A 26,257-nucleotide genomic window follows, 5' to 3' on the forward strand; every position below is an offset into this window, starting at 1 on the left:
GTGCACTCAAGGGGACGGGGATGAACCAGGCAGCAGGCAGCGGTGAAAACACACGACTGATCGTACTGATCAGCGTGGTAGCGACGATTGGCGGTTTTCTGTTCGGCTTCGACAGCGGTGTGATCAATGGCACCCAGGATGGCCTGCACCAGGCGTTCCGGTCCGGCGAATGGATGCAGGGCTTCGAGATCGCGTCGATGCTGCTGGGCTGTGCGGTGGGCGCGTTCAGTGCTGGACGGCTGGCCGACCGCCTCGGCCGTCGCAACGTGCTGATCCTTTCGGCAGTGATGTTCCTGCTGTCGGCGCTCGGTGCCGGGGCGGCGGTCTCGTCGGGCTGGTTCATTGCGGCGAGGGTGGTGGGCGGATTCGCGGTAGGCGCGGCCAGCGTGATCTCGCCGGCCTACATTGCCGAGGTCGCTCCAGCCCGCTATCGCGGCCGCCTGGCTACGGTGCAGCAGATCGCCATCATCACCGGGCTCACCGCTGCCTTCCTGTCCAACTACCTGCTGGCGGCTGCAGCGGGCGCGTCGACCGAACCGCTGTGGGGTGGGCAGGCCGCCTGGCGCTGGATGTTCTGGATGCAGGCCGCGCCATCGCTGCTGTTCCTGCTGCTGTTGCTGACCATTCCTGAGAGCCCGCGCTACCTGGTGGTGAAGCGGCGCAAGGACGATGCACTGCGGGTGCTGACCCGGCTGCTGGGCAGCGACAAGGCCCGCGCCACGCTCGAGGAGATCGATGCCTCGTTGTCCAACGACCATCATCGCCCTCGACTGTCCGACCTGAAGAGCCGGGCGACCGGGCGGATCCGCCCGATTGTCTGGGTCGGCGTCGGGCTGGCCTGCTTCCAGCAGCTGGTCGGCATCAACGTGGTGTTCTATTACGGCGCCGTGCTGTGGCAGGCGGTCGGCTTTTCCGAAAACGACGCGCTGCTGATCAACGTGCTGTCCGGCGCGCTGAGCATCGGTGCCTGCGTTGTCACGGTACTGCTGATTGACCGGATCGGCCGCAAGCCCCTGCTGTGGTTCGGCTCGGCAGGGATGTCGCTGTCGCTTGCACTGGTGGTGGTGGCCTTTGCCAGCGGTTCGCTGGCGGACGGGCACCTGCAGCTGCCCGGTCGCATGGGCACGCTGGCGCTGGTGGCGGCCAATGCCTACGTCGTGTTCTTCAATCTGTCCTGGGGGCCGGTGATGTGGGTGATGCTGGGCGAGATGTTCCCGAACCAGATCCGCGGTTCGGCACTGGCGGTCGCTGGCGCAGCGCAATGGACCTCCAACTTCGTGGTCACGGTGACGTTCCCGATGCTGCTGGCCGCGGCAGGGCTGGCAGCCACCTACGGCATCTACCTGGTGGCTGCCGTGATCTCGGTGATTTTCGTGGTCCGGCATGTGCACGAGACCAAGGGCAAGGAACTGGAGCAGATGGAAGGATGAGCGCCATGACATCGCAGGCCTTGGTAATCCGCAGCGGCGCGTTGGTCGCCGCACTGATGCTGGGATTGCTCGGCTGCCGCGGCCAGGACCGGGCTGCCGCCGCCGCAGCTACCGACAATGATCCCTGGCCGAAGGTCGCCTGGCCGCTGGCCGCGGATCCGGCACTGGAGAAGCGCATCACCGACCTGATGGCCGGCATGACGGTGGAGGAAAAGGTCGGCCAGCTGGTGCAGGGCGACATCGCCAGCGTCACCCCCGACGACGTGCGCCGCTACCGCCTCGGCTCGATCCTGGCCGGAGGCAACTCCGATCCCGGTGGCCGCTATGACGCCTCGCCGGCCGAATGGCTGGCGCTGGCCGACGCGTTCTACGACGCCTCCATGGATACGTCCAAAGGCGGCAAGCCCATCCCTCTGCTGTTCGGCATCGATGCCGTGCACGGGCAGAGCAACATCATGGGTGCCACGTTGTTCCCGCACAACATCGGGCTGGGCGCCACGCGCAATCCGGAGCTGCTGCGGCAGATCGGTGGCATCACCGCGCTGGAGACCCGCGTCACCGGCATGGAGTGGACGTTCGCGCCGACCGTTGCGGTACCCCAGGATGATCGCTGGGGACGCACCTACGAAGGCTACTCCGAATCGCCGGAGGTGGTGGCCAGCTATGCCGCCGCCATGGTGGAGGGATTGCAGGGCAGGGTGGGAACACCGGAGTTCCTCGATGGCCGCCATGTAATCGCCTCGGTGAAGCACTTCCTGGGCGATGGTGGCACCACTGACGGCAAGGACCAGGGCGACACCCGTATCAGCGAGTCAGATCTGGTGCGCATCCACGCGGCCGGATACCCGCCGGCAATCGCCGCCGGCGCGCAGACCGCAATGGCGTCGTTCAACAGCGTCAACGGTGAAAAGATGCATGGGCACCGGCATTACCTCACCGATGTGCTCAAGGGCCGCATGAACTTCGGTGGCTTCGTGGTGGGTGACTGGAATGGTCATGGACAGGTCAAGGGCTGCACCACCACAGACTGCCCGGCCACCATCATCGCGGGCCTGGACATGGCGATGGCTTCGGACAGCTGGAAGGGCTTCTACGAGACGACGCTGGCTGCGGTCAAGGACGGCCGGATCACGACGCAGCGGCTGGACGATGCAGTGCGCCGGATCCTGCGGGTCAAGTTCCGCCTTGGGCTGTTCGAGGCCGGCAGGCCATCCACGCGGGCCGTCGGCGGGCAGTTCGCACTGATCGGCGCGCCGGCACATCGCGCGGTCGCCCGGCAGGCCGTGCGCGAATCGCTGGTCCTGTTGAAAAACCAGGACCACGTCCTGCCGCTGTCTCCGAAGCAGCGGATCCTCGTGGCCGGCGACGGTGCCAACGATGTCGGCAAGCAGGCGGGCGGCTGGACGCTCAACTGGCAGGGCACCGGCACCACCCGCAAGGACTTCCCCAATGCGGACACGATCTATGAGGGCATCGCGCGCCAGGCCAGCGCGGCGGGTGGTGAAGCCGTGCTTGCCGTTGACGGTCGCTATGCAGTGAGGCCCGATGTGGCGGTGGTGGTGTTTGGCGAAGACCCCTATGCCGAGTTCCAGGGAGACCGGCCGACGCTGGCCTACAAGCCCGGCAACGAAACGGACCTGGCGCTGCTCAAGCGGCTCAAGGCCGAAGGCATACCGGTTGTTGCGGTTTTCCTGAGCGGGCGGCCGCTCTGGGTGAACCGGGAAATCAATGCCGCCGATGCCTTCGTGGCTGCCTGGCTGCCGGGCTCGGAAGGCGCCGGCATTGCCGATGTACTGCTGCGCGGAAGCGATGGCCGCGTGCAGCACGATTTCAAGGGCAAGCTCAGTTTCAGCTGGCCGCGCACCGCCACCCAGTACGCCAACAACGTTGGCCAGAAGGACTACGATCCGTTGTTTGCGTTCGGCTTCGGCCTGACCTACGCCGACAACGGCGACCTGGCCGCGCTGCCGGAGGCATCGGGCGTGACCGGCAACGAGGGCGCGACCGGCGTCTACTTCGCGCGTGGTGACGCAGGCCCTGGCATGGCGCTGCGACTCGAGGATGCCGCTGGCCAGGGCCTGACGGTGACCCGCGTACCGGACGCATTGCCAGATGACCGGCTGAAGATCACCGGCGTGGATCATCTGGCGCAGGAGGATGGGCGACGCCTGGCCTGGTCGGGCAAGGGCGAGGCCGTCGCTGCACTGCAGTCGCACACGGCGCTGGACCTGCAGCGCGAATCCAACGGCGACCTGATGCTGCTGACCACGCTGCGGGTCGACGCTGCGCCGCAGGGTGAGGTGTGGCTGTCGGTCGGTTGCGGCGCGGGCTGCTCGGCACGCATCGCCATCGGGTCGTCGCTGGCGGCGCTTCCACAAGGCCAGTGGAAGCGTGTTGGCGTGCCGCTGAAGTGCCTGGCCAAGGCGGGCGCCAAGCTGGACGCGATCGACCGACCGTGGTCGGTGGTGACGGGCGATGCGATGACGATCTCCGTGTCACGCGTCGCGCTGGGTGCGCTGAACGAAGCCGAGGTCACCCTCGGATGCGGAGCATGATGCCTGCGCTACCGCCGCCGGGGTGGCGCGGCGACCGAATCGCGTGCGATCAGCCGATGCGGCATCACATGATCGCGCAGCACCGTTGCGTCCGCCGCCGGACGGCGGATGGTGCGCAGCAGGATGTCGACGGCCGCGTTGGCCATCGAGGCGATGGGCTGGTGGATCGTGGTCAGTTCCGGCCACACGGTGGTGGCGGCCGAGGTGTCATCGAAACCCACGACCGACAGGTCGCGCGGCACTTCCAGCCCGCGCCGATGCGCCACCGAGATGGCGGCGGCGCCCATGTCGTCGTTGCTGGCGAAAATCGCGGTCGGTGGCCGGCGCTGGGACAGCAGCTTCTCGGCCGCAGCCAGGCCGGACCGGTAGGTGTAGTCACCGTGCTGGACCAGGCCGGGGTCCACCGCCAGCCCGGCCTCGCGCAGGGCGGTGACGAACCCGTCGTAGCGGAGCGCACTTGCGCTCAGGTCATCGCGCCCACGGATGAAGCCGATGCGGGTGTGTCCCTGCCGGAGCAGGTGATCGGTCATTTCCCTGCCCGCACTGAAATCGTCGATGCGGACGCAGGACAGGGCCTCGCTCAGGCGCCCCGATGCGATGGCCACCACCGGAATGCCAGCCTTGACCAGTTCGCTTACGGCGGCCTGCGATTCGCAAAGAGGCGGCGGCAGGATCACCCCGTCGACGCGTCCGGCGAGCGCGCGCGCCGCCCTGCGTTCGGATTCGGCATCCAGGTTGTCCCAGTAGTCGATGACCAGCTGGATGGCGGAACTGGAGGCGACGCGCAGCAGGCCCACCAGCAGTTCACGCAGGTAGGCGCCGCTGGGGTTGGTGTAGATCAGCGCAATGCGCGTGTGCTGTGCGGCGGCCAGCGAACTGGCGGCAAGATTGGGCGTATAGCCCAGCTCACGCACGGCGCGCAGCACGCGCTCGCGGGTGACGTCGCGCACCTTGCCCTGGTTGATCACCCGCGACACGGTCATCGGCGAAACGCCGGCAAGGGCCGCAACCTCGTCGATCGTCACGCCTGCGGTTCTGCGGCGAACCGATTTCTTCGGCTTGTCCAATGCACGATCCCTTTGTTCTTGGTGGCGCTGCCGCGCGGGTGCGAAGGACGATGATGCGCTGCCCCGGGCCCGGACGTAGTCTACAAAGACGCATGTTAACGCCCTTGTTGCGTGCTGTCGGCACGCGCCTGTGGGCCGTGGTCGTGCTGCTGGCCTGTGCTGGCGGGGCACGGGCGGAGGATGGCTATGCGCTGTGGATGCGCTACCAGCCGGTTGCCGCAACGGTCGCTGCCGATTACCGGCGGCAACTGGCCGAAGTCGTGGCCCCGGATTGCACGCCGATGCAGCGCGCTACCCGCGACGAGCTTGCGCGCAGCCTTTCTGGATTGCTGGGAACGGCCCCGCCAATGCGAACGGCAATCACTACTGACCATGCCCTGGTGCTGGGCACACCGCAATCCTCGACCCTCGTCGCCGCGTACGGCAACGAGATCGCCACGTTGGGCGACGGGGGGTTCCTGATCCGGCGGGTCCGGATCGAGGGGCGCGATGTACTGCTGGTGGCGGCACGCCAGGATGTCGGCGTGCTGTACGGCACCTTCCATCTGCTGCGCCTGCTGCAGCGTGGCACGTCGCTGCGGGGGCTGGAGGTGCGTGAGTCGCCTCGGGTCGCACTGCGTGTGCTCAACCATTGGGACAACCTGGATCGTTACGTCGAGCGTGGCTATGCAGGCAGCTCGCTCTGGGACTGGCAGACGTTGCCGCAGTGGCGTGACCCGCGCTACACCGACTACGCCCGTGCCAACGCCTCGCTCGGCATCAACGGCACCGTCCTCAACAACGTCAATGCCAGTGCGATGAGCCTGTCGCCGGCCTATCTGGCCAAGGCCGCCGCGCTGGCCGACCTGTTCCGCCCCTATGGCATCCGGGTCTACCTGAGCGCGCGCTTCAGTGCACCCATCGAACTCGGCGGCCTGGCAACGGCTGATCCCCTGGATCCGGCTGTGCGGCGCTGGTGGCGCGACAAGGTCGATGAGATCCATACGCGCATTCCGGATTTTGGCGGCTTCCTGGTCAAGGCGAACTCCGAAGGGCAACCCGGCCCGCAGGATTACGGTCGTTCCCATGCCGACGGCGCCAACCTGCTGGCCGACGCGCTGGCGCCCTACAACGGTGTGGTGATGTGGCGGGCCTTCGTGTATTCGCACGTGGTTCCCGAAGATCGCGCCAAGCAGGCATACAGCGAGTTTGTCGGGCTGGACGGCGCCTTCCGCCCCAACGTGATCGTGCAGGTGAAGAACGGCCCCATCGACTTCCAGCCGCGCGAGCCGTTCCACCCCTTGTTTGGCGCGATGCCGCGCACGCCGCTGATGATGGAGCTGCAGATCACCAAGGAGTACCTGGGTTTTGCGACGCACCTGGTGTACCTGGGAACGCTCTACGAGGAAGTGCTGCAGGCCGACACCCATGCACGCAGCGAAGGCTCCACGGTCTCCCGCGTGGTCGATGGCTCGCTGGAGGGGCATGCGCTGACCGGTATCGCCGGCGTCGCCAACATCGGCGTGGACCGCACCTGGAGTGGCTCGCACTTCGATCAGGCCAACTGGTACGCCTTCGGCCGACTGGCCTGGAACCCGCAGGAATCCGCGCGCGCGATTGCCGAAGACTGGGCAGCGCTGACCTTCTCGCCCGACCCGCAGGTGACCGGCCCGATCGTGCGGATGATGATGGACTCGCGCGAGGCGGTGGTGGATTACATGACGCCGCTGGGCCTGCATCACCTGATGGCACGCGGCCATCACTACGGCCCCGGCCCCTGGGTGGACGGCGGCCCGCGTGCGGACTGGACGTCGGTGTACTACCACCGCGCAGATAGCAAGGGCATCGGCTTTGACCGCAGCGCCAGCGGAAGCAACGCCGTGGGCCAGTACGCGCCGCAGGTGGCCGAGGTCTATGGCGACCCCGAGCGGGTGCCCGAGTCGCTGCTGCTGTGGTTCCATCATGTGCCGTGGGACCGCCGCATGCGCTCGGGCAGGACGCTCTGGGACGAACTGGTCGGGCGCTATTCGCGCGGCGTGCGCCAGGTGCAGTCGATGCAGGCGACCTGGGCCGGCCTGAGCGACCGGATCGATCCGCAGCGGCATCGGCACGTCGCGGCGTTCCTGCAGATCCAGCACGACGAAGCGCAATGGTGGCGTGACGCCAGCGTGGCGTACTTCCAGTCGCTCAGTGGCCGGCCACTGCCCGCCGGCGAGCGGCCGCCGCCGCATCCGTTGTCGTACTACCAGGCCTTGCAGTTTCCGTTCGCACCGGGGGATGGCCGATGAGCAGATTCGGAGCGGTCGGGTGTGCGCTGTTGATGATGGCTGCGGCAGTAGTGGCGATGCCGGCCGCGGCGCGGGAAACGACGGGACTGCTGCATCCCCTGTTCAAGGATCACGCGGTCCTGCAGCGCGACCGGCCCATTGCGGTCTGGGGGCGCGCAGGCCCCGGGCAGCCGGTTTCCGTGACGTTTGCGGGGCAGGCGGTGAGCAGCCGGGCGGACGCCGCAGGCCGCTGGCAGGCGATGCTGTCCCCGGTCGCCGCTGGCGGTCCCTACACGCTGGAGGTAAACGACGGAACGCGCCGGCAGACGGCGCGCGATGTGCTGATGGGCGACGTGTGGCTGTGCTCGGGCCAGTCGAACATGGAGCTGCCGGTGTGGCGCTCGCTCAACGCTGCCAGCGAGATCGCCTCGGCCACGATGCCACGGATCCGGCTGTTCACCGTGCCGCAGCACGCCGCCGTGCAGGCACGGGAGAGCTTCAACGGCAGCACTGCCTGGACATCGGCAACGCCTGATACGGTGCGCGATTTCTCCGCCACCTGCTTCTACTTCGCGCGCGAACTGCAGCGCACCGTCGACGTGCCGATGGGGCTGATCGAGGCGGCGTGGGGGGGCTCGCGGATCGAGGCCTGGACCAGCGTGGGTGCACTGCGAGGGCAGGATAGCCTGGACGAGGCACTCGATATCCTCGCGCGCTCTGCGCGTGATCCGCTGGAGGCACGGGCAGCCTGGGGCCGCTACTGGCAGCACTGGTGGGCCATGCGTGACGGCGCGCTGCCCGGCGACGCACCTTGGCGCGCAGACACCGATGACGGCGGCTGGTCACGCGCACCGGCCGCGCTGGGGGCGTGGGAGCGGTGGAACGTGCCCGCGCTTGCCGATTACAACGGTATGGTCTGGTATCGCACGCAGGTGATGCTGAGCGCTGAACAGGCTGCACGCGGCGCGACCCTGGAGCTGGCATCGGCTGACGAGGTGGATGTGACCTGGGTGAACGGGGTCGCCGTCGGCAGCCAGTACGGCGCCGGCGAGAGGCGCTACCCGTTGCCACATGGCCTGCTGAAGGCAGGATCCAACAGCATTGCGGTCAACGTGCTGGACACCTACAGCGAAGGCGGCCTGGCCGGCCCTTCAACGGCACACCGCCTGCAGTTCGATACCGGCGAGCGGGTGCCACTGCAGGGACCGTGGTTGTATCGGGTTGCGCCGGGCCAACAGGCGCCGCCGTTTGCCCCCTGGCAGGCCGCCACCGGGCTGTCGACGCTGTACAACGGAATGATCGCACCGCTCGGGGGCTTCGGGCTGCGCGGCATGCTCTGGTATCAAGGTGAATCGAACACCGGCGATGGTGCGGCCTATGCAGTGCGGTTGCGTGCGCTGCGCGAGGACTGGCGGCGGCAGTTCGGTGCGCGCACGCCACTGCTGCTGGTACAACTGGCCGGCTACGGCCAGCCGCCGGCTGCGCCCGCCGACAGCGGCTGGGCGCAGGTGCGTGAGGCGCAGCGGCGCGTCGCGGCCGAGGATGCGCAGAGCGGTCTTGCCATTGCCATCGACATCGGCGACGCCTACGACATCCATCCGCCGAACAAGCAGGAGCTCGGGCGCCGCCTGGCGCGCGTGGCGCGCCATGTGGTGTACGGCGAGCAGGGCGTAGCACCGTCGGGCCCGCGAGCGGTCACCGCCGTGCGGACGCCCACGGGCGTCGCCATTGCGTTCGAGGATGTCGAAGGCGCGCTCACCGCGACCGGCGCACTGCGTCCGATCGGCTTTGAACTGTGCGAGGCCAGGGGCCATACGCGCCACTGCGAGTACGCCGATGCCGGACTGGATGCGCGCCGGATCCTGCTGCGCGGCCCGCTGTCCACGCGCGCAACGCATGTGCGCTACTGCTGGGCCGATGGCCCGGTGTGCACGCTGCGCGACCGCAGCGGGGCGCCGGCCGGCCCGTTCGAACTTCCCATTGCCGAAGCCGAGGCCCGACGATGATGACGTTGTCCAAGCAGTCCCCTCTGGCCCGCGACAGGGCCGGCCTGAGGTCGATGGCGCGCCACCTGCTGGGGGCGCTGTTCCTGCTGTCGGCCGCAACCACCCGGGCCAGCGCGCCGCCGGATGCTCCCCCGGTGTACTTCGACTGGTTCGAGTACCGCGGCAATGACCAGGCGTTTGAAGTGCCGCTGCCGGCCGGCCACTACCGCAATCCTGTCCTGGCCGGCTTCCATGCCGATCCCAGCGTCGTGCGCGCGAACGGCCGGTTCTACCTGGTCAATTCCAGCTTCACCTACTTCCCGGGCATTCCGGTGTTCGAAAGTGCCGACCTGGTGCACTGGAAGCAGATCGGCAATGTGATTGACCGCCCCACGCAACTGGATTTCGACGGCCTGAGCGTATCGCGCGGCATCTTCGCGCCGACCATCGAGTACCACGACGGTACCTTCTACGTCGTCACCACCGCCACCGACAGTGGTGGCAACTTCATCGCCACCGCGCGCGATCCGGCCGGTCCGTGGTCCGATCCGCACTGGCTGCCCGGCATCGATGGCATCGACCCGTCACTGTTCTTCGACGATGACGGCAAGGTATACCTGGTCAACAACGATGCACCGCCCGGCCCGCCGCGCTACGACGGGCACCGCGCCATCTGGATGCAGCAGATCGATCTGGCGGCATTCAGGCCGGTCGGGCCGCGCCGGGTGCTGGTTGATGGAGGCGTGGAGCCGGCGAAGAATCCCATCTGGATCGAGGGACCGCATATCTACAAGCGGGAGGGCTGGTATTACCTGTCCGACGCTGAAGGAGGTACCGGGCCGCAGCATTCGCAGGTGGTGCTGCGCAGCCGCACGGTGTGGGGCCCCTACGTTCCCTATACGGGCAATCCGATCCTGACCCAGCGCGAACTGCCGGACGACCGTCCACTTCCGATCACCAATGCCGGCCATGCCGACCTGGTCGAAGGCCCGGATGGCTCGTGGTGGGCGGTGTTCCTGGCCAGCCGCAACTACCAGAAGCGGCACTACAACACCGGGCGCGAGACCTACCTGTTGCCGGTGCGCTGGCAGGATGGCTGGCCGCAGATCCTGCCGGTTGACCAGGCCATTCCCTATGTGGCCAAGGCCCCCGCGTGGATGCAGGGCGAGGCATCCCAGGCCCCTTCGACCGGCAATTTCGTAGCGCGCGACAATTTCGATGGCCCGACACTTGATCCACAGTGGCTGCGCGTGCGGGTGCCCAGGCATGCCTGGGCCGACCTGGCCACGCGCCCCGGCATGCTGGCCGTGCACCCGCTCGCCGAGGATCTGGACACGCTGCGCAATCCGGCATTTCTCGGCCGGCGCCAGCAGCATCTGCGCTTCGAGGCGAGCACCGCGATGACCCCGCCAGCTTCCGGAGTCGCCGCCGGTCTGGCGGCGTTCCAGAGCGAGGCGTACTGGTACTTCCTTGGCGTTCGTGACCTTGGCGGGGGGCGCCTCTCGCTCTTCCTCGAAGCGCGCGACGGTGGCCGCAGCACGCGGACGCTGGCCAGCCGTGAAGTACCGGTGCCTGCAGCACTGCGCCTGAAGATTGCCGGCAACGAGGGCGACTATGCGTTCTCGTTCGACACCGGCGATGGGCAGGGCTGGCAACTGCTCGCAGGCGGGGGGGACGGCACCGTTCTGAGTACGGACCGGGCAGGCGGCTTCGTGGGCGCACTGCTGGGTCCTTTCGCGCGCGACGAGCGCACCGGGAGAAGCAAATGAGGCTGTCGATTTCGTCCAAGGCCCGCCGCCGTACCTTGCGCGGTGGGGCCGCCCTGTTCGTACTGACCTGCGTGGCGGCCGCCGCGTCCGCGGCCGCGCCGCGGCCCTGGCTGGACGTTTCGGCCAGCTTCGAGCAACGGGCCGCCGCACTCGTCGCGCAGATGACGCTGGAAGAGAAGGCCGCGCAGATGCAGAACGCCGCGCCGGCGATCAAACGGCTGGGGGTACCCGCCTACGACTGGTGGAACGAGGGACTGCACGGCGTCGCACGGGCAGGGCAGGCCACGGTGTTTCCGCAGGCGATCGGCCTGGCCGCGACCTTCGATGTACCGTTGATGGGGCAGGTGGCCGCGACCATCAGCGACGAGGCCCGCGCAAAGCACCACCAGTTCCTCCGCGAAGGCTTGCACGGGCGTTACCAGGGGCTGACCTTCTGGTCGCCGAACGTCAACATCTTCCGCGACCCGCGCTGGGGCCGCGGACAGGAAACCTATGGCGAGGACCCGTACCTCACCGCGCGCATGGGCGTGGCCTTCGTACGTGGCCTGCAGGGCGACGACCCCGTCTACCGCAAGCTGGACGCCACCGCCAAGCATCTGGCCGTGCACAGCGGCCCGGAGGCCGACCGCCATCACTTCGATGCACGGCCCAGCCGACGCGACCTGTACGACACCTACCTGCCGGCGTTCGAGGCGCTGGTGAAGGAGGGCGACGTCGATGCGGTCATGGGCGCCTACAACCGCGTGTACGGCGAGTCCGCCAGTGCCAGCCGTTTCCTGCTGCGCGATGTGCTGCGACGCGACTGGGGCTTCAAGGGCTACGTGGTCTCGGACTGCTGGGCCATCGTCGATATCTGGAAGCACCACCGTATCGTCACCACGCGCGAAGCCGCTGCGGCGCTGGCGGTGAGGAACGGCACCGAGCTGGAATGCGGCCAGGAGTACGCCACATTGCCCTCGGCCGTGCGCCAGGGGCTGATCAGCGAGGCGGAGATCGACGATGCAGTGACCCGCCTGTTCACCGCACGGATGCGCCTGGGCATGTTCGACCCAGCGGAGCGGGTGCGCTGGGCGCGCATTCCCGCCTCGGTGAACCAGGCGCCGGCCCATGATGCGCTCGCGCTCAAGGCCGCGCAGGCATCGCTGGTGCTGCTGAAGAACGACGGCATCCTGCCACTGTCACGCAACACCAGGCGCATTGCCGTGGTTGGACCCACCGCCGACGACACCATGGCGCTGCTCGGCAACTACTTCGGCACACCGGCCGCGCCGGTGACGATACTGCAGGGCATACGCGAGGCGGCCAAGGGCGTTGAAGTGCGTTATGCCCGCGGCGTCGACCTCGTGGAAGGCCGTGACGATCCCGGCGCCACACCGCTGATCGAGCCGACCTACCTGCGGCCCTCGGCGGACTCGCCCGAGCGTGGCCTGCGCGGTGAGTACTTCCGCACGCCCGACCTGTCCGGCACTCCGGCACTGGTGCGTACCGACGCGCAGATCGGCTTCCGCTGGGACCGCGGCTCGCCGACCGACAACCTGCTGGCACGTGGCGAAGCGGCACCGGGGCAGGGGATTCCCAACGACCGCTTCAGCATCCGCTGGAGTGGCCAACTGCTGCCACCCGTGTCCGGCCGTTACCGGCTGGAGGTGGCCGGCGATGATGGCTACCGCCTGTATCTGGACGGCAAGCGTGTGATCGATCATTGGGTGAATACTGATCGCCTGCATGCCGAGGGCGTCGAACTGGACCTGCAGGCCGGGCGTGCCTATGCGCTGACACTGGAGTACTACGACGACCAGCGCGATGCGGGCGTGCGCCTTGGGTGGCGCATGCCCGGCGCCAAGGCGCCCTTCGACGAAGCGCTGGATGCAGCACGCGATGCCGATGTGGTGGTGTTCGTCGGTGGCCTCACCGGCGATGTCGAAGGCGAAGAGATGACGGTCAACTACCCGGGCTTTGCCGGTGGCGACCGTACCGACCTGCGGCTGCCCGCGCCGCAGCGCACCCTGCTGGAGGCCCTGCACGGCGCCGGCAAGCCGGTGGTGATGGTGCTCACCGGTGGCTCGGCCATCGCCGTGGACTGGGCGCAGGCGCATCTGCCGGCGATCCTGATGAGCTGGTACCCGGGGCAACGCGGCGGCACCGCTGTCGGCCAGGCGCTGTTCGGCGACGTCAATCCCTCTGGCCGTTTGCCGGTCACGTTCTACAGGGCCGGCGAAGCGATGCCGGCATTCGACGACTACGCCATGGAGGGCCGCACCTATCGCTACTTCCGCGGCACGCCGCTGTATCCGTTCGGTCACGGTCTGTCGTATACGCGGTTCGACTATGGAACGCTCCGCCTCGATGCAGACAGCCTCCGCGCCAATGGCCGCCTGGGCGTGGCAGTGGATGTCGCCAACACGGGCACGCGCAGCGGTGACGAAGTGGTACAGCTGTACGTGCGGCGCGAGCATGCCGGCAGCGGCGATGCCGTGCAGGAACTGCGTGGCTTCCAGCGCGTCCAGCTGGCCCCGGGCGAACGCCGCACGGTGACGTTCACCCTGGAGGCGGCGCAGGCCCTGCGCCACTATGACGAGGCGCGTGCGGCGTACGCGGTGCAGCCCGGTGCCTACGAGGTCAGGGTGGGGGCGTCCAGTGCCGATATACGTGCGCGGGGCAGGTTCACCGTGGTGCCCGCGCATGACTGATCGCCCCCGCCGGCATCGATTCCCCTTCGACCCGATCCCTTTTCCAGGATGTCCGCTGCATGGCAAGCACTGAACACGCGCTATCGGTACGCGAGAAGCTCGGCTACAGCCTGGGCGATCTCGCCGCCAACCTGATCTTCCAGACCCTGATCACGTACCTGGCATTCTTCTACACCGACGTCTACCGCCTGCCAGCTGCCACCGCGGCCACGATCATCTTCGTGGTCGGCCTGCTGGGTGCGTTCGTGTTCACGCCGTTGATCGGCATCGCGGCTGACCGAACGTCCACCCGCTGGGGCCGCTTCCGCCCGTGGATCCTGTGGACGGCCATTCCCTTTGGCGTACTGTCACTGCTGGCGTTCAGCACCCCCGACCTGGGCGAGCGCGGAAAGGTGATCTATGCACTGGCCACCTACGCGCTGCTGGTCTGCGTTTACGCCGCGAACAACCTGCCGTACTCCGCGTTGAGCGGCGTGCTGACCGGCAGCATGGCCCAGCGCAACAGCCTGTCGGCCTACCGCTTCGTGGCCGTGATGATCGCGCAGTTCATCATCCAGGTGCTGCTGATGCCGCTGGTGCTGATCCTGGGCAATGGCGACCGGGTGCGCGGCTTTGAACAGGTCATGACCGCCTTCGCACTGATCGGCACGGTGTTCTTCCTGATCACCTTCGCCACCACCCGCGAGCGCATCGTGCCGACGCGCGAGCAGACCGGCGGCATAGTGCAGGACCTGTCGGACCTGCTGCACAACCGCCCGTGGCAGGTGATGCTGGCGCTGACCGTGCTGGTGTTCATCAACCTGGCGTTGAAAGGCGGCACCTACATCTATTACTTCCAGTACTACATGAGCGAAGCGGCGCTGGCCGGCTTCCTGGAAAACTCAGGCTTCAACGGCCTGATCAGTGCATTGAATGGCGCCCTGGCCAGCGCCGGTTTCGCGGCGTTCACCTGGCCGAAGGATGCGGCCACCTCGGCGTTCAGCCTGTTCAACGCGTGCGGCATCCTCTGCATGATCCTGGGTATCGGCGCATCACGGCGGCTGGCGGATCGCTTCGGCAAGCGCGATGTCTTCGGTGGCGCCCTGTTTGTCTCGACCCTGTTCCTGCTGGCCTTCTACCTGTTCCCCCCGACGGCGGTGGCGGTGGCGTTCGCAGCCTTCATGCTGCATGGCTTCTGCTATGGCATCACCATCCCGTTGCTGTGGGCGATGATCGCCGACGTCGCGGACTACTCGGAGTGGAAGAACCATCGAAGGGCAACGGCGATCATCTTCTCGGCGATGTTGTGCGGGCTGAAGATCGGCCTCAGCGTCGGAGGCGCGCTGGTCGCCGCGATCCTTGCCCACTACGGCTACCAGGCAGGACTGGCGCAACAGCCTGAGGGCGTGGTGCAGGGCATCCGCTTGACCGTAAGCGTCTACTGCTCCCTTCCTTTCCTGCTCGCCGTGGCGCTGCTGTTCTTCTACAGGATCGACAAGCGCACCGAAACCCGCATCGAGCAGGACCTCCACCTGCGTCGACGTTCCGCCGACGCCTCCGCGTAACGCCAAGATGACAACCATGATCGACCTCCATGCCGGCGAAGACGGCCAGGCCAGCAAAGCCCGTCTTGCGCAGCTCACCGCGCACGCCATTTCGCAACCGCTGGTGACCCACATCTACACCGCCGACCCTTCGGCGCACGTGTTCGAGGGGCGCCTGTACATCTATCCCTCGCACGACATCGACGGTGGCCAGCCATTCGACGACGAAGGTGGCCATTTCGGCATGCAGGATTACCATGTGCTGAAGATGGATACGCCCGATAGCGCGGCCATGGATTGCGGCATGGCGCTGCACGTGCGCGACGTGCCCTGGGCGCGGAAACAGATGTGGGCCCCCGATGCCGCCTGCCGCGATGGCCACTACTACCTGTACTTCCCGGCCAAGGACGCCGAGGGCCGGTTCCGCATCGGCGTGGCGATCGGTACGCGGCCGGAGGGCCCGTTCGTGCCCCAGCCGGAGCCGATCAAGGACGCGTACTCGATCGACCCGGCCGTGTTCGAAGACGAGGACGGCAGCCACTACCTGTACTTCGGCGGCATCTGGGGCGGGCAGCTGCAGAAGTATCGTGACAACCAGTACAGCGAGGCCCACGAGGAGCCCGAGGGCAGCGCGCCGGCCCTGGGGCCGCGCGTGGGCCGCCTGGATGTCGGCATGACCGAGCTGGCCGAACCCACCCGCGAAGTGCAGATCCTGGATGAGCATGGCCAGCCGCTGCGTGCGGACGACCATGCGCGCCGCTTCTTCGAAGGCCCGTGGCTGCACAGGTACCAGGGTCGCTACTATCTGTCGTACTCCACTGGCAACACCCACCAGCTGTGCTACGCCGTGGGAGACAGCCCGTACGGGCCGTTCACCTATGCTGGCGTGATCCTCACGCCCGTCGTGGGCTGGACCACCCACCACTCCATCTGCCAGTTCGAAGGGCAGTGGTACCTGTTCTATCACGATGCGCTGATGTCCGGCGGCAGCACCCACCTGCGCTCGGCCAAGTGCACGCCGCTGCACATGGAGCCGGACGGAAGCATCCGGACGATCAATCCGTATGGGGCCTGAGCGCATGCTGCCGGTGGATGATGCGCTGGCCCCGCTGCCGGCCGGTGAACTGCACTGGCTGAGATGCGGCGAACTGGAGGTTGCGCTCGCCGCAGGGGCGGGCGGGCGCGTGGCGCACCTGCGTTACCGGGGCGTGGAGTGGCTGGTGGATGCGCAGGAGGGCGGGGCGGCTGCGATCGCCTGGGGCTGCTACCCGATGGTGCCCTGGGCCGGGCGCATCCGCCATGGAACGTTCCGCTTTGACGACAGGCCGCATCGGCTGCCGCTCAACTTCGACGGGCATGCCATTCATGGGTTGGGCTTCTCGCGACCGTGGCAGATCGACCGGCTGGATGCGGCGGCAGCCAGGTTGTCGCTGGCGTTGCCGCGCGACGGCTACTGGCCCTTCGGTGGCATTGCCATGCTGGACCTGCAGCTGCAGGCCCACACCCTGCAGATGCGCCTTTCGGTCCAGGCCGGCGAGCAGGCGATGCCGGCGGTGCTGGGCTGGCATCCCTGGTTCCGGAAGCCGGACCGGCTGCTGTTCACGCCTCGTGCGATGTACCCGCGGGACGAGGAAGGTATTGCCACGCTGCCCTGTGTGGATCCGACCACCGGTCCCTGGGATGACTGCTTCATCGCCAACAGTGACATCACGCTGATACGTGAAGGCCAGCGCCTGCGGCTGCGCTCGGACCACGACCATTGGGTGGTCTACGACGGCACGCCGCACGCCACCTGTGTCGAGCCGCAGAGCGGTCCGCCGGACGGCTTCACGCTGGCGCCGCACCGGCTGGAGCCCGGCCAGCGCCTCGCGTTGACGTTCGACTTGGCGTGGGCGGCGGACAGCACCTGAAACCCCGGCCAGGGCAGGCGATCATCCGGGTGCCGGGCGGTCGGTACGCCGCCTGGACCGACCGTGGACCCGGTGCCTGACACGGGCCGCGCCCAGGACCACCTGACATTTCCTACAGGTTCCAGTCGATCCGCATGCCCGCGATCAGCGCATCCGGCAGGTCATGCTGGCGTGCGGGTTCGTTGAACTGGTCCGGATGCACGATGTAGTGCAGGTTCGGCGCGACTCGAAGCTGCGGGGTGAGCTGGATGCCATAGCTCAGCTCCATCATCACCTGGTTCCCGTGCGGGGTGCCGCTGCCGCCCGCTGCGGCACGGGCAAGGCGCAGGTTTTTCAGCGCCATGCTGCTGTACTTCTGCTGGGTCACGACGAAGGCGATGCTGTCCTGCGGCCGGTGGGCGAACGTGCCTTTCTGCACCAGCCCGGCCTGCAGGAAATGATCCTCGATCAACTGGCCAGAGGTGCCCTTGAGCGCCGCACCGAAAAGGGTCAGGCCACGGCCGCTGCCATCACTGCTGAGCTGCTGCTCGAAGCGGGCGAACGCGCCGGAGCGACCGTGACGTGTTGCGTATTCCTGACCACTGAGCAGCGCCGGGATGCCGTTGGCATCGCGCAGCGGGTCGCGGTAGGTCGAGTTGTCCTGCCAGCCACCCAGTTCGTAGCGAGCCTTCAAGCGCGCCGACGCTGGGCTGCGCCAGCCGATGGTGTAGGGCACGATCCACCCGGTGGCCTGGTTCGTGCTCCATTTCAGACCGTGCTGGCCATCTTCGGCCTGGCTCGGGTCGACCTGGTACGCGCCGACGCGTACGTAGACATCCGGCGTCACCCATGCCGTGGCATCAGCCATCCAGCTCGATACCGGCCACCAGGTGAAGTTGCTGGTACGGAATACGTAGGTCGGGTTGCCGCAGGCCGAGTTGCCCTGGAAGTACTGGCACAACTCCGAACCGAGATGATGGATGTTGGCGACGCTTCGCCCTGCTTCCAGCACCAGTCGGTCGTTGAGCAGTTTCTGCTCGAGCGTCAGGTTAGCCAGGCGCGTTCCCTGGCCACCGTAGATCTCCTGCACCGAGGTGCTGTTGCCCGTGCTTCTGTTAGCGAGATTGGTGCCGTGGCGGTTGATGCCGTAGGCCTTGATCGTTGCGCCCCGCCAGCCGAACGCGGCGTCCAGGTTCACGTCGGCGCCGAACATCAGCTGGCCGGCATAGGCCGTGCCGCTGCGCTTGCCGCCGTCAAGCGTGGCGGCCGCCTCGCCGGTGTAGGCGAGCCTGGGAGTGAAGACGTCGCTCGCGTCTGCGGTGGTGGCCAGGGATGGCAGGGCAAGCGCGATCGCCATCGGCAACATGTGTCGGGAAGAGCGGGTCATGGGCGAGGGTCCTTGTGCAGGGCGTAGGTCGCTGCGCCCCTGCGTGCGCAGGGGAGGTGGAAGGGGCTTGGTGATGGGGTGGATCAGGCCGGCGTGGTGACCGGCTTCTTGAGGATGCGCAACGCGACTGCAGTGACGGCCACGCCCGCCAGCAGTGCCAGCAGGTAGATGCCGAGGTGAGTGACTGCGTTCGGGATCGGCAGCACGAACACGCCGCCGTGCGGCACCTTCAGCTCGACGCCAGCGGCCATCGAGATCGCACCTGCCACGGCAGAACCAAGAATCAGCGCCGGAATGGTGCGCAGCGGATCACGCGCGGCGTAGGGGATCGCGCCTTCGGTCACGAAACTGAGGCCAAGCACGCCGGCGGCACCGGCCGTGCCGCGCTCCTCGGCGGTGAAGCGGTTGCTGAACAGCCATGTCGCCAGTGCGATACCCAGCGGCGGCGTCATGCCGCCGATCATCGTCGCCGCCATCGGCGTGTAGACCTGGCTGGAAATCAATGCGGTAGAGAAGGCGTAGGACGCCTTATTGACGGGTCCGCCCATGTCCACCGCCATCATGCCGCCCAGCAGCAGGCCAAGCAGGATCGCGCTGCCGCCCTGCATGCCGCGCAGCCAGTCGGTCAGCCACGCCAGCAGCCCGGCGACCGGCGTACCGATCACGTACATCATCAACAGGCCGACCAGCAGCGTGCCCAGCACCGGCAGGATCAGCACCGGCTTGAGGCCTTCCAGGCTGCGCGGCAGGCGCAGCGCACGGTTGATCCAGTGCACGCCGTAGCCAGCGATGAAACCAGCCAGGATGCCGCCGATGAAGCCAGCATCCATGTTCACTGCTACCAGTCCGCCGATCATGCCGGGCGCAATGCCGGGCCGGTCAGCGATGGAGTAGGCGATGTAACCGGCCAGCGCCGGCACCATCAACATGAAGCCGGACTTCGCGCCGATCTGGAACAGCGACCAGGCCAGCGTCCCCTTGTGCGCGTCATCAAAGGCATAGATGCCGCCGAGCGCGAACGCCAGTGCGATCAGCAGGCCGCCGGCAGTGACGAACGGCAGCATGAACGACACGCCGGTCATCAGGTGCTTGTAGGGTCCGGTGGCCTTGGTCTTTTCGGTCGGGCGGCCCGTAGTCGCCATACCTGCCTGCACCCCGGCCTCGGCCAGCGCCTTGCGGATCAGGTTCTGCCCATCGTTGATCGCCGGCTTGGTGCCACTCTTGAACAGGCGCTTGCCAGCGAAGCGCGACACATCGACTTCACGGTCTGCGGCGATCAGGACGACGTCAGCGGCCGCGATTTCCTCGTCGCTCAACGCGTCCTGCGCGCCGACCGAGCCCTGGGTTTCGACCCGGATTGCATGGCCCAGCGCTTTGGCGGCCTGTTGCAGCCCCTCAGCCGCCATGAAGGTGTGAGCGATGCCGGTGGGGCAGGAGGTAACGGCAACGATGCGCTTGTCCGCATTCGTGCCGGCGTCGTTTGAATGTGCGGCCGCGAGCGGTGCGAGCGCCGCAACCGGGTCGTCCAGTACTTCGCCCAGGCTGGCATGCGCGATCTCAGCATTGGCGAAGCGCGCGATGTCCGCCTCACCATCACCCACCAGCAGCAGGTGCGTCGCGGCGGCGGCGTTCGATGCAGGCAGTGCGCCGGTCACGCCCTGGTCGCTGCGGATCTCGATCATCAGCTCGAGCCCGCGCTGGCGGGCGGCGCGGCGCAGCGCTTCGGCGGCAAGAACCGCCTCGATGCTGCGCTCGCCAGCTGCGATGACTACGGTGGAAGCGTGCATGGGAACTCCTGGAATTCTTCGGGTTCGTCCTTGCCGAGGGCGCTGCGGTTGGCGTGAAGCCAGCCGCCGTGCCTCCGGCAGGAGGGGTCAATCCAACCGCTCGATCAGTACATCGCCGGCCCATGCGCGTACCTGCGCCGGGTCCAGCCGTCGTGCGTCACCGCTTTGCAGCCGGCTCATCGAGAACGCGGTCGCCAGCCGTGCGCAACCGGCCAGATCGAGGGAGGACTCCAGCATCGCGGCAGCGATGCCGGCGACCATGGCGTCGCCCGCACCGACCGTGCTGCCCCGGGCCAGTCGCGGCGGTCGTGCGACCAGCGCGCCGCTGCGATCAATGAACAGCGCGCCGTCGGTGCCCATCGAGATCGCTACGAGCGCAACACCGCGTTCGACCAACGCCTGGCCAGCGACACGCAGGGCGCCGCGGTCCGGCAGCTGGGTGCCGGTCCAGGCCTCCAGTTCGTGGCGATTGGGCTTGACCGCGTAGGGCAGCGCACCCGCGGCGTCACTCAAGGCAGCCACAAGCGCATCGCCGCTGGTGTCCAGCAGCACGCGCGCACCGGCCGTTCCGGCCTGCGCCTGCAACCGCGACCATGCATCGGCCGGCAGTCCGTGCGGCAGGCTGCCGGACAGCACGACCGGCAGGCCGGGCGCGAGCAGGGCGCCGAGCTGGCGCGACACCGCGTCCAGATCGGCAGCGTCCACGGCCAGGCCTGGCAGGTTGATGTCCGTCGTTTCGCCGTTGGCCTCTTCGACCAGCTTGATGTTGGTGCGGGTATGGCCCGGAACGCGCAGGCAGCCGTCAATGATGCCCCGCTCACGGAACAGCGTGCGGAACACGCCGTCGTTGCCGTCGCCCAGCACGCCCAGCGCGGTGATCGGCACGCCCCAGTCGGCCAGGCAGGCCGCCACGTTGATGCCCTTGCCGCCTGCGTCGTCGCGGGAGCTGCCGGCGCGATGCACGCGGCCTGGCTGCAGGCGGGCCAGGCGCACGGTCTGGTCGATGGCCGGGTTCAGGGTCACGGTGACGGCGCGGGCAGTCATGCGCGCGCTCCATCGAGGCCGCGCACCTGCTCGGCGGTTTCGCACCCCAGTGCGGTGCTGGCCAGCGCTTGCAGTTCGGTCATCGCGGTGCCACGCAGGCGCGCCTTCACCGCCGGGATGTCGTTCGGGGTCATCGACAGTTCGTCCACGCCCAGGCCAGCCAGCAACATGGCGCCGAAGGGATCGCCGGCCAAGCCGCCACAGACGCCGACCCAGCGCCCATGCAGCCGTGCGCCTTCAACCGTGGCGCGGACCGCGCGCAGCACCGCCGGATGCAGGCTGTCGGCCTCGGCGGCGAGTTCCGGGTTCTGGCGGTCGATCGCCAGCACGTACTGGGTCAGATCATTGGTGCCGATCGAGAAGAAGTCGGCATGGCGCGCCAGTACGTCGCTCTGAGCGGCGGCAGCCGGCACTTCGATCATGATGCCGATCGGCACCACCGGCGCCTCCAGCTCGGCACGCAGGCGCTCACAGATGGCGCGCAGTGCGACCAGCTCGGTCACTGACGTGATCATCGGGAACATGATGGACAGGCGTGCACCGTCCTTGGCGGCGCGATACAGCGCACGCAGTTGCGGCTCCAGCAGGTCAGGGCGGCGCAGCAGCAGGCGCGCGCCGCGCACGCCGAGGAACGGGTTCTCCTCGCGTGGCAGTTCCAGGTGCGCCACCTGCTTGTCGCCGCCGATGTCGAGCGCGCGCACGATCAGCGGGCGGCCGTTGAGTGCCTTGGCCATCGCCAGATAGGTGGTGTACTGCTCCTCCTCGCTGGGCGTACTGCCACGTTCGAGGAACAGGAACTCGGTGCGCATCAGGCCGACGCCTTCCGCACCCTGTTCCAGTGCCAGTGGCACCTGGTCGGGCAGGTTGACGTTGGCGCCGATGTCGATGCGGTGGCCGTCGAGGGTCTGGGCGGGTTGCGCGCGTTGCGCGGCTTCGCGCTCGCGGATCTGCTGCTGTTCGGCGATCCATTCGCGTGCCGAGGCGAGATCGGCTTCGGAGGGGGACAGGTAGAGCCGTCCGCTGCTGCCGTCCAGGATCGCTTCGCGGCCTGGCTGGATCGCCAACAGCCCGGCGCCGCCGGCCACCAGCGCCGGCAGGCCCAGCGTGCGCGAGAGGATGGCGGTGTGCGAGGTCGGCCCGCCCTGCGCGGTGGCCAGGCCGAGCACGCGACCGGTGTCGAGATTGGCGGTATCCGAAGGCGACAGATCTGTGGCGATCAGGATGCACGGTTGCGACGGCAGATCCGCAAGGCCACCACCTTCAGCAGAAGGGTCAAGCTGCGCCAGCACGCGTCGGCCGACATCACGCAGGTCCGCCGCGCGCCCGGCCAGCACCGGATTGCCCAGCGCCGCCAGCCCGGAGGCGATCTGCTCGATGGCCTGGTGCCATGACCACGCCACACCATGGCCTTCGACCATCAGCTGGCAGGTGCGGGTGATCAGGTCGGTGTCGTCAAGCAGCGCAGCCTGCGCCTTGAAGATCGCAGCATCCGAAGCGCCAAGGCGGCGCTGCGTGTCGTCCTGCAGCGCGGCCAGCTGCTGGCGGGTGCGACCGAGTGCATCCTGCAGGCGTGCGCCGCCCTCGCCGAGCGGGGCAGGGCGATCGGCAACATCGGCCTGCGCGCTGGCCAGTACATGCACCGGTCCGATGGCCAGTCCGGGGCTGGCGCCGATGCCGACGAACGCCGCCTGCGCTTCGGGTGGACTCCAGCCCGCGACCGGCGCTGCCTTTCGCTGTGCTGCACGCTCCGCATCGGTCTTTTCCTGCGCCACCAGCCCATCCATGACCTTGCGCAGTGCGGCCAGCAGGGCGTGGGCATCGGCACCCTCGGCAGAAACGCTCACGGTATCGCCCTCGCGAAGCCCGAGCTGCAGCAGCGCCACCAGACTCTTGGCATCGGCCACCTGATCGCCCGCGCGCACCTGCGCACGGGCCGTGAAACCCCGCGCCGTCTCGGCCCAGCGCGTGGCCGGGCGCGCGTGCAGTCCACTGGGGTAAGCGATGGTCCAGTCGAAGCGCTCGGCCAGGTCCGCCACCGGCACGTGGGCTGCCGTGACCGCGACATCACTGGCCAGCGCATTGACGATGTCGCTCGCATCGGGGGTGGTGAACAACCGCTGCAGCGCGGCCTCGTCCTGGATCAGGCGGGTCAGCCTGCGCAGCAGGGTGATGTGGGTATCGGACTGGGCAGCGATGCCAACCACCAGGCGGGTGGCCTGACCGGGGTTCCATTCCACGCCTTCCGGCAACTGCAGCACCGCGATGCCGTCGCGGCGCACCAGGTGGCGGTCCTCGCCGAGCCCATGCGGGATCGCCACACCATGGCCGAGGAAGGTGTTCGCCAGCGCTTCGCGGCGTCCCATGCTGGCCTCGTAGCCCGGCGCCACGCAGCCGGCGGCGACCAGCATCTGGGCTACCTGGGCGATGGCATCGGTCTTGTCCTGTGCCCGCGCGTCCAGGCGGATCAGTTCCCGGCTGACGGGGGAGGGGGAGGTCAGGGGCGACAAAGCGGGCTCCGGGAAGGGGTGGCTGGGACGTATTGGGAACGTTCCCACTCCGCATTTCAATGTGCAGTGCACAAAAAGCCAATAGTCCTTTGGCGTTAGGATTGTCCTGGACAGCCATTCGGCCATGAACAGCGCACGTTTCCGGGAACGTTTCCAATGAGCATCAGCATCAACGACGTCGCACGCGTGGCGGGGGTCTCCAAATCCACCGTGTCACGGGTGCTCGGGGGCGGTCCGGTCAGCGAGGACGTGCGCCGCAGGGTCGAGCTGGCGATCCGCCAGACCGGCTATCGACCCAACCTGCAGGCAAGACGGCTGCGCTCCCGACACACCGGCATCATCGGCTTGATCGTGGCAGATATCCGAAACCCGTTCTTCACTGCGCTGATCCGCGCGGTGGAGGAGGTGGCCTATCGCGAAGGATTGCGCGTGACCCTCTGCAACACCGATGAGGACCCGGAGCGGGAGGCGCTGTATCTGCAATTGATGCACGAAGAGCGCATCAGCGGCCTGATCTTCGCGCCGACCCGGACCACGGTGGGTCGACTTGAGCGGCTCACGCTGGACTATCCGACGGTGCTGGTCGATCGTGCCGCACCCGGTGGCTCGATCGACAGCGTCGTCCTAGACAACGCAGCGGCGATGGCGGGGCTGGTCGAACACCTGGTCGAGCGTGGCTATCGCCGTATCGGCGGATTGTTCGGCAGCACCAGCACCACGGCGGCCGAGCGACGCGACGGCTATCTTGCTGCGATGCGCACGCATGGGTTGGAGCCGGACTACCGGGAGGTTGAACCCACGGCCGAAGCCGCCATCGCGACAGTCGAGCAGTGGCTGGCCGCGCCATCGCGCCCCGAAGCACTGGTCACCAGCAACAGCCTGCTGTTGATGGGGGCATTGAAAGCCGCCCGCGGCGCAGGGCTGGCGATTCCAGACGCGTTGGCACTGGCCGGCTTCGACAACGAACGCTGGACCGAGCTGGTCGTGCCGGGCATCACCGTGCTTGAGCAACCGGTTGAGGAGATGGGGCGGGCCGCGATGTCGATGCTGCTTGAACGCCTGCGCACGCCGGAGCTGCCGGTGCGCCGACTTGTGATGACGGGCCGGTGCGTGGTCAGAGGGTCGACGGCTGCGCGATAGCTCGACGCCCGATTGCGGCGACCCTGGGAGCGCCGTCCGGGTGTTGGCGGGCCAGCGGTTGTCTGTTACAAGCGATCTGTACACGCAGACACGATGGATGATCGCCTTGTCAGAGCCTTATTCAGCGCTGCTCCGCCTGCAGTTGGGCCACGAAGATCTCTCCAGATGGCTGGCGGCGCCCGTGCCCGCAGCATCCCGATGGTCCGACTGGCGATGCATCGCCGGCCAGTGGCACCTGGGCAACGGCGAATACCTGGCCTCTTCAAGCGACGAGGCGTTGGATCACCTGCTCGCGGACTGCCAGGCGCTGCTGGCTCGCTACCCCGACAATCGCGCCGCATTGAAAGCCTTCCTGGCATCTGCACAGGCTGAAAATATCCGGGTTGCCGCCTATGACCACAGCAGCACGCATTTTGTTGCAGGATCGCTGACATATTCGGAAAGCCTCTACGATCTCATCGCGTTTCTCGCTGTGGCACGAGGCGCCGCCGACTTCCTGAAGGCGGGCGACCGGGGCGTGGTACTGATCCACGACTACCTATGGGCCGAGGAAGGTGAGCGGGAGACCGTTGCCGCGATTGCGCTGGTCGGCCAGGGGGACTCCAGCTTCCTGCCTTCCACGGACCTGGATACCGCGACCGCGCCCTTCGAGACATTGGTGGAGGCCATGCTGGAAGCCCAGGACGACCCGGAGTTTCATCCGCGCAACCAGCTCGATCGACTTTGACCAACGCCGCGTGGAACCCACAGAGACGACCGCCAAGGGCCCCGACATGAAAGGACATCACGCCCCCCACGTGCGCCGTCGCATGCGTCGGCTCTTCGCATTTGGCCTCTGCGCCCTGGCTGGACACGCCTTCGCCGGAACAACGCAACCGGCACGCACCTGGCTTGTCAGTGGAGCCGAACTCATCACCCTGCTGCAGGGCAAAGGCGATGACGGGTTCTGCGACGGCGAACAGTGCCGGAGCCTGTCCAGCGCTCGCGCCAGCGGCAATATCCTGGGCGTCGCCGATGCCAGCCGCGGACAGTGGTGCGGGCAGGGCCAGATCCTTCCGCATGAACTGGTCGACCATGTGTCTTCCCATCTCCGGCAACTGCCCCGCGAGCGATTGCAGCAGGATGCGTCGCCACTGGTTGTTGAAGAGCTGCGGACGGCGTTTCCCTGTGGTCGCGGCACACCACGTGGCAACAGTGCCGAGCCCGGCAATGACCAATGAAGCACGCCGCGCCCGCTT

General features: G+C 67.7%; 17 protein-coding genes. 12 read left to right on the forward strand and 5 right to left on the reverse strand.

All coding sequences use genetic code 11. From position 1 onward, the window contains the following. The first annotated feature begins 20 nt into the window (after positions 1-20). Together ARC63_RS18465 and ARC63_RS18470 are read left to right on the forward strand one after the other, a co-directional pair. Positions 21-1,430: a sugar porter family MFS transporter gene (locus tag ARC63_RS18465; protein ID WP_010485699.1), complete on the forward strand. Its 1,410-nt coding sequence runs from the start codon at positions 21-23 to the stop codon at positions 1,428-1,430. Next, positions 1,427-3,985, forward strand: coding sequence for a glycoside hydrolase family 3 protein (locus tag ARC63_RS18470; protein WP_139042445.1), 2,559 nt, complete (start codon positions 1,427-1,429; stop codon positions 3,983-3,985). The genes ARC63_RS18465 and ARC63_RS18470 overlap by 4 nt, the downstream gene beginning before the upstream one ends. An 8-nt stretch (positions 3,986-3,993) precedes the next feature. Here the strand turns inward: ARC63_RS18470 and ARC63_RS18475 are convergent, their stop codons facing one another. Further along, the gene (locus tag ARC63_RS18475; RefSeq protein WP_019337710.1) at positions 3,994-5,052 is read right to left on the reverse strand and encodes a LacI family DNA-binding transcriptional regulator; all 1,059 of its coding nucleotides are present in this window, start codon (positions 5,050-5,052) and stop codon (positions 3,994-3,996) included. A 92-nt stretch (positions 5,053-5,144) separates the two neighbouring features. Between ARC63_RS18475 and ARC63_RS18480 the strand changes: the two genes are divergently transcribed. From ARC63_RS18480 to ARC63_RS18510, 7 genes are read left to right on the forward strand one after another with little or no spacing between them, the layout of a single operon-like run. Next, on the forward strand, positions 5,145-7,319 hold the full coding sequence (locus tag ARC63_RS18480; RefSeq protein ID WP_231298662.1) for an alpha-glucuronidase family glycosyl hydrolase: 2,175 nt from the start codon (positions 5,145-5,147) through the stop codon (positions 7,317-7,319). Then, complete coding sequence (locus ARC63_RS18485) at positions 7,316-9,304, forward strand: sialate O-acetylesterase (protein ID WP_057504065.1); 1,989 nt, start codon at positions 7,316-7,318, stop codon at positions 9,302-9,304. Before ARC63_RS18480 ends, ARC63_RS18485 begins: the two co-directional genes overlap by 4 nt. Before the next feature lie 53 nt (positions 9,305-9,357). Next, on the forward strand, positions 9,358-11,052 hold the full coding sequence (locus ARC63_RS18490) for a glycoside hydrolase family 43 protein (protein WP_057504066.1): 1,695 nt from the start codon (positions 9,358-9,360) through the stop codon (positions 11,050-11,052). After that, positions 11,049-13,742 carry a glycoside hydrolase family 3 protein gene (locus tag ARC63_RS18495; protein WP_057504067.1) on the forward strand — a complete coding sequence of 898 codons (2,694 nt, stop codon included), beginning with the start codon at positions 11,049-11,051 and terminating at the stop codon, positions 13,740-13,742. The genes ARC63_RS18490 and ARC63_RS18495 overlap by 4 nt, the downstream gene beginning before the upstream one ends. Positions 13,743-13,801: 59 nt before the next feature. Beyond that, positions 13,802-15,286, forward strand: coding sequence for an MFS transporter (locus ARC63_RS18500; RefSeq protein WP_057504068.1), 1,485 nt, complete (start codon positions 13,802-13,804; stop codon positions 15,284-15,286). Positions 15,287-15,302: 16 nt separating this feature from the next. Beyond that, complete coding sequence (locus tag ARC63_RS18505) at positions 15,303-16,340, forward strand: glycoside hydrolase family 43 protein (protein WP_057504069.1); 1,038 nt, start codon at positions 15,303-15,305, stop codon at positions 16,338-16,340. Continuing rightward, a complete protein-coding gene (locus tag ARC63_RS18510; RefSeq protein ID WP_057504070.1) occupies positions 16,330-17,175 on the forward strand; it encodes an aldose epimerase family protein in 846 nt (281 codons plus the stop codon). Before ARC63_RS18505 ends, ARC63_RS18510 begins: the two co-directional genes overlap by 11 nt. Before the next feature lie 112 nt (positions 17,176-17,287). Here the strand turns inward: ARC63_RS18510 and ARC63_RS18515 are convergent, their stop codons facing one another. The 4 genes from ARC63_RS18515 to ptsP all read right to left on the reverse strand — a co-directional run bounded on the left by ARC63_RS18515 (position 17,288) and on the right by ptsP (position 23,879). Beyond that, positions 17,288-18,541, reverse strand: coding sequence for a carbohydrate porin (locus ARC63_RS18515; protein ID WP_057504071.1), 1,254 nt, complete (start codon positions 18,539-18,541; stop codon positions 17,288-17,290). Positions 18,542-18,624: 83 nt separating this feature from the next. Further along, positions 18,625-20,328, reverse strand: a complete 1,704-nt coding sequence (locus ARC63_RS18520; RefSeq protein ID WP_057504072.1) for a PTS fructose transporter subunit IIC — start codon at positions 20,326-20,328, stop codon at positions 18,625-18,627. An 87-nt stretch (positions 20,329-20,415) separates the two neighbouring features. Further along, positions 20,416-21,372 carry a 1-phosphofructokinase family hexose kinase gene (locus ARC63_RS18525; protein WP_057504073.1) on the reverse strand — a complete coding sequence of 319 codons (957 nt, stop codon included), beginning with the start codon at positions 21,370-21,372 and terminating at the stop codon, positions 20,416-20,418. Continuing rightward, positions 21,369-23,879, reverse strand: coding sequence for a phosphoenolpyruvate--protein phosphotransferase (gene ptsP, locus ARC63_RS18530; RefSeq protein WP_057504074.1), 2,511 nt, complete (start codon positions 23,877-23,879; stop codon positions 21,369-21,371). The genes ARC63_RS18525 and ptsP overlap by 4 nt, the downstream gene beginning before the upstream one ends. A 156-nt stretch (positions 23,880-24,035) precedes the next feature. Between ptsP and ARC63_RS18535 the strand changes: the two genes are divergently transcribed. The 3 genes from ARC63_RS18535 (at position 24,036) to ARC63_RS18545 (ending at position 26,239) form a co-directional block, all read left to right on the forward strand. Further along, positions 24,036-25,019 (forward strand): LacI family DNA-binding transcriptional regulator, encoded by a 984-nt coding sequence (locus tag ARC63_RS18535; protein WP_049409742.1) that lies wholly within the window; start codon positions 24,036-24,038, stop codon positions 25,017-25,019. Positions 25,020-25,116: 97 nt separating this feature from the next. Next, entirely contained in the window at positions 25,117-25,746 is a 630-nt protein-coding gene (locus ARC63_RS18540) for a hypothetical protein (protein ID WP_057504075.1), read from the forward strand. A 70-nt stretch (positions 25,747-25,816) separates the two neighbouring features. Continuing rightward, a complete protein-coding gene (locus ARC63_RS18545) occupies positions 25,817-26,239 on the forward strand; it encodes a Rap1a/Tai family immunity protein (protein ID WP_231298663.1) in 423 nt (140 codons plus the stop codon). Positions 26,240-26,257: the final 18 nt, after the last annotated feature.

It is taken from the genome of Stenotrophomonas geniculata ATCC 19374 = JCM 13324, assembly GCF_001431625.1.
Classification (GTDB): domain Bacteria; phylum Pseudomonadota; class Gammaproteobacteria; order Xanthomonadales; family Xanthomonadaceae; genus Stenotrophomonas; species Stenotrophomonas geniculata.